Genomic DNA, 3,457 nt, shown 5'->3' with positions numbered 1-3,457 from the left:
TAAAACGTCTGTCATGGGCATGCGGCCACGGACACCCAGTTGCCAGCGTGCATGCCAGTGCCCCATATTGGGAAAGGTGACGATGACCTCGCGTCCGACCCGCAGCATCTCCAACAGCAGTTCACGCGGATAGGTTGAGGCTTGCAGGGTCAGGGAAAGGACTACCGTATCGACGCTGTGATCGGCAAAATTACGCAAACCCTGATCGAGGTCCTGTTGAATCACCGGTATGCCGCGGCGTATGGCCGCCACCACCCGCGCCTCCTCAATTTCCACGCCATAACCTTGCACGCCCTTTTCAGCGCGCAGGTAGGCCAGCAGTTCGCCCTCCCCGCAACCCAGGTCGAGGATGCGGCTTTGCGGCGTAATCCAGTCGGCAATGATCGCCAGATCCTTACGCAGAGTCATGCTCCCACCTCTTCAGCAACGCGCCCCAGATAGGCGCGGAGCACGGCCCTATATTGTGGAATGGGCATCAGGAAAGAATCGTGGCCGTGCTCCGCCTCAATCTCGGTATAGCTGACATCCCGATTGCAGGTGTACAGGGCCTGCACGATTTCACGCGAGCGCTCCGGCGAGAAGCGCCAGTCTGAACTGAAGGAGATCACCAGAAAGGCTGCCTGTGTTGAGGCGAACGCTTCGGCCAGATTCCCGCCAAAAGCGTTGGCCGGATCAAAGTAGTCCAACGCCTTGGTGATGTAGAGATAACTGTTGGCATCGAAGTGCTCAACAAAACTGGAGCCCTGATAGCGCAGGTAACTCTCTACCTCGAAATCCACGTCGAAGCCGAAGGAAAAGGCCTTGCCGCCGCGGGTGTCGCGGCCGAACTTGGTGCGCATGGCATTGTCGGAAAGGTAGGTGATGTGTCCGATCATGCGCGCCAGTGACAGTCCGCGCCGGGGCTTGGTGTCGTGGGCATAGTAGCGTCCGCCATGAAAGTCCGGATCGGTCATGATGGCCTGGCGGCAGACCTCGTTGAATGCAATGTTCTGCGCAGTGAGCTTGGATGCCGCGGCGATAACGACCGCATGACGCAAGCGTTCCGGGTAATCCATCGTCCATTGCATGACCTGCATGCCCCCCAGGCTACCGCCGACGACAGCTGCCCACTGCGCAATACCCAGATGGTCAGCGAGCTCTGCCTGAGTCTTCACCCAGTCGCGCACCGTGACCATGGGGAAATCCAGTCCCCAGGGTGTGCCTGTTTCCGGATTGATGCTGGCCGGCCCCGTCGAGCCTTTGCAGGAGCCGATGAAGTTGGCGCAGACGAAGAAAAAGCGCTCAGTATCCATGGCCTTACCTGGCCCCAGCAGGTGCTCCCACCAGCCCGGCTTGCGATCGTCCATACTGTGGTAACCGGCCGCATGGTGGTCGCCGGAAAGGGCGTGGCAGAGCAGGATGGCATTGTTCCGCTGTGCATTGAGGGTGCCGTAGGTCTCATAGCTGAGGGTGTAGCCGGGCAGGGCGCGGCCACACTCCAACTCCAGAGGTGCCGAAAAGGTCACGGTCTGCGGGGTTACCAGTCCTACGGAATCAGCGGGTATTTCTGCTGGCATTGCGCACTTTGTTTTATAGGGAAAGCTGAAAGAGTCTAATCGCGCCAGCCGCTGGCCACAAGATAGCGTCGCGACTGCCTGGGCGAACCGGTTTTTGTAATGGCGCATATTCTTGGCTAAAATGGCAAAGGATTGTCTCGATCTGGCACGAGAGTGGTGCGCAGCTCGATTGCCTTCAGTCCGGGAGCAGCGCTTTGGCTTGGAAATGGTTGAATCGAATGGTGACCTGGGTGGAAGGAGGGGCCGAGTTGGTGGCGGCGCGCCCCAAGCCTTGGCTCGCCTTCGCCGCAGGGGCTATGCTCTTCACCGCCATTCCGTTCCCGGGTTGGCTTATGGACGCGCTGGCACCGCTTGGACTGCTGGTCGGTCTGCGCATCGCCGGGCGCAGTGAGGGGGAGGAATACACCCCGCAGCAAATTCGGCACGCACTGCATGTGGCGGTGTTGTGGGGCATGGTGTTCGCGGTGTTTGGCATGATTTTCGAATTTGGCCAGGATGTGGTGGTCATGGGAGGAATTCTCGCGGGGATCCGGATGCCCTGGAATGACGGATCGGGATTGGGGCAGGGATTTTGGGGCTGGTGGTTTGCTTTCGGCGAGCGTTTTTCCGACCTCGCGCTCATGCCCTACTTCTGGTTTTCGCCCGCCTTTTTCGGGATAGCCCTGGCCTTGCACAAAGGACATGGCTGGCTGGAGTCTGAGGTGGAAACTACCCTAACGCTGATTTTCCGGCCGGAACTGCGCGATCCTCTCATCGCCCTCTGGGCGATTATTTTGATCAGTAATGTATTGATGCCGTCCTTCTCGCAGTTGTGGCTGGGTTTGGTGGTCTGGGTGCTTGGTCCGCCGGTCATTTATGTGGCCTATCAGGATATTTTTGCGGACAAACAGCGGCCACGCCGTGGCAAGAAAGAAAAGGCGGCACCGAAGTTCGTTTTACAGGGCCACCCACAGCCAGTGCGCATCAAGATCTGAATCCAAGGCGTGTCTCGACCATGGACATAGGATGAAAGAAATTCATGGCATGCGCCAATTTTTCACCCTTGCCGTGATCGCGTGCATCCATTAGTGTTTACCCCTATTTTTTCTAAAGTTCTAAGGAGTTCGGCCATGTTTTCCAAAACCCTGACCATTGCTGATTTCGATCCTGCACTATGGGACGCTATGCGCAAGGAGACTCGGCGCCAGGAAGATCATGTCGAACTCATCGCCTCTGAAAACTACGCCAGTCCCATGGTGATGGCCGCGCAGGGCTCGGTGCTGACCAATAAATATGCGGAAGGCTATCCGGGCAAGCGCTACTACGGCGGCTGCGAGTATGTGGACATTGCCGAGCAGTTGGCCATTGACCGTGCCTTGGAGCTTTTTGGCGCCGAACATGCCAACGTCCAGGCCCACTCCGGTTCGCAGGCCAATCAGGCGGTCTATCTTTCCGTGCTCCAGCCTGGCGATAAGATTATGGGTATGAGTTTGGCCCACGGTGGCCATCTGACCCATGGCGCCAAGGTGAACGTGTCCGGTAAACTCTTTCAGGTTGCGGCTTATGGGGTGCGCGCGGAAGATGGCCGTATCGATTATGACGCCATGGCGGAGCAGGCGGAGCAGGAACGTCCGAAGATGATCGTCGCGGGTGCCAGCGCTTACTCACGCGTTATCGACTTCGCCCGCATCGGTGAGATTGCCCGCAGCATCGGCGCCTATCTGCTGGTGGACATGGCGCACATTGCCGGTCTCGTGGCCGCGGGTCTGCATCCCAGTCCGGTGCCCCATGCGGATTTTGTCACCTCCACCACCCACAAAACCTTGCGCGGACCCCGCGGTGGTTTGATCCTCTGTCGGGAACAGTATGCCAAGAAGGTGAACTCCCTGATTTTTCCAGGTTTACAGGGGGGGCCACTGATG

General features: G+C 58.4%; 4 protein-coding genes. 2 read left to right on the top strand and 2 right to left on the bottom strand.

The genetic code is table 11. The features are described from left to right. Together AC2VNK_RS08500 and metX are read right to left on the bottom strand one after the other, a co-directional pair. The coding region (locus tag AC2VNK_RS08500; protein WP_486883456.1) for a methionine biosynthesis protein MetW at positions 1–408 on the bottom strand (408 nt) is incomplete at its 3' end. Then, positions 405–1,556 (bottom strand): homoserine O-succinyltransferase MetX, encoded by a 1,152-nt coding sequence (gene metX, locus AC2VNK_RS08495; protein ID WP_486883455.1) that lies wholly within the window; start codon positions 1,554–1,556, stop codon positions 405–407. The genes AC2VNK_RS08500 and metX, both read right to left, overlap by 4 nt. 194 nt (positions 1,557–1,750) lie before the next feature. Between metX and AC2VNK_RS08490 the strand changes: the two genes are divergently transcribed. Then, positions 1,751–2,530: a hypothetical protein gene (locus AC2VNK_RS08490; RefSeq protein WP_291520887.1), complete on the top strand. Its 780-nt coding sequence runs from the start codon at positions 1,751–1,753 to the stop codon at positions 2,528–2,530. A 135-nt stretch (positions 2,531–2,665) separates the two neighbouring features. After that, positions 2,666–3,457 (top strand): serine hydroxymethyltransferase (gene glyA / locus AC2VNK_RS08485; RefSeq protein WP_486883454.1); only part of this gene is annotated, 792 nt, incomplete at its 3' end.

This window comes from Acidithiobacillus sp. TH-A35, assembly GCF_057473505.1.
This window is presented reverse-complemented; position numbering and strand designations above follow the sequence as displayed.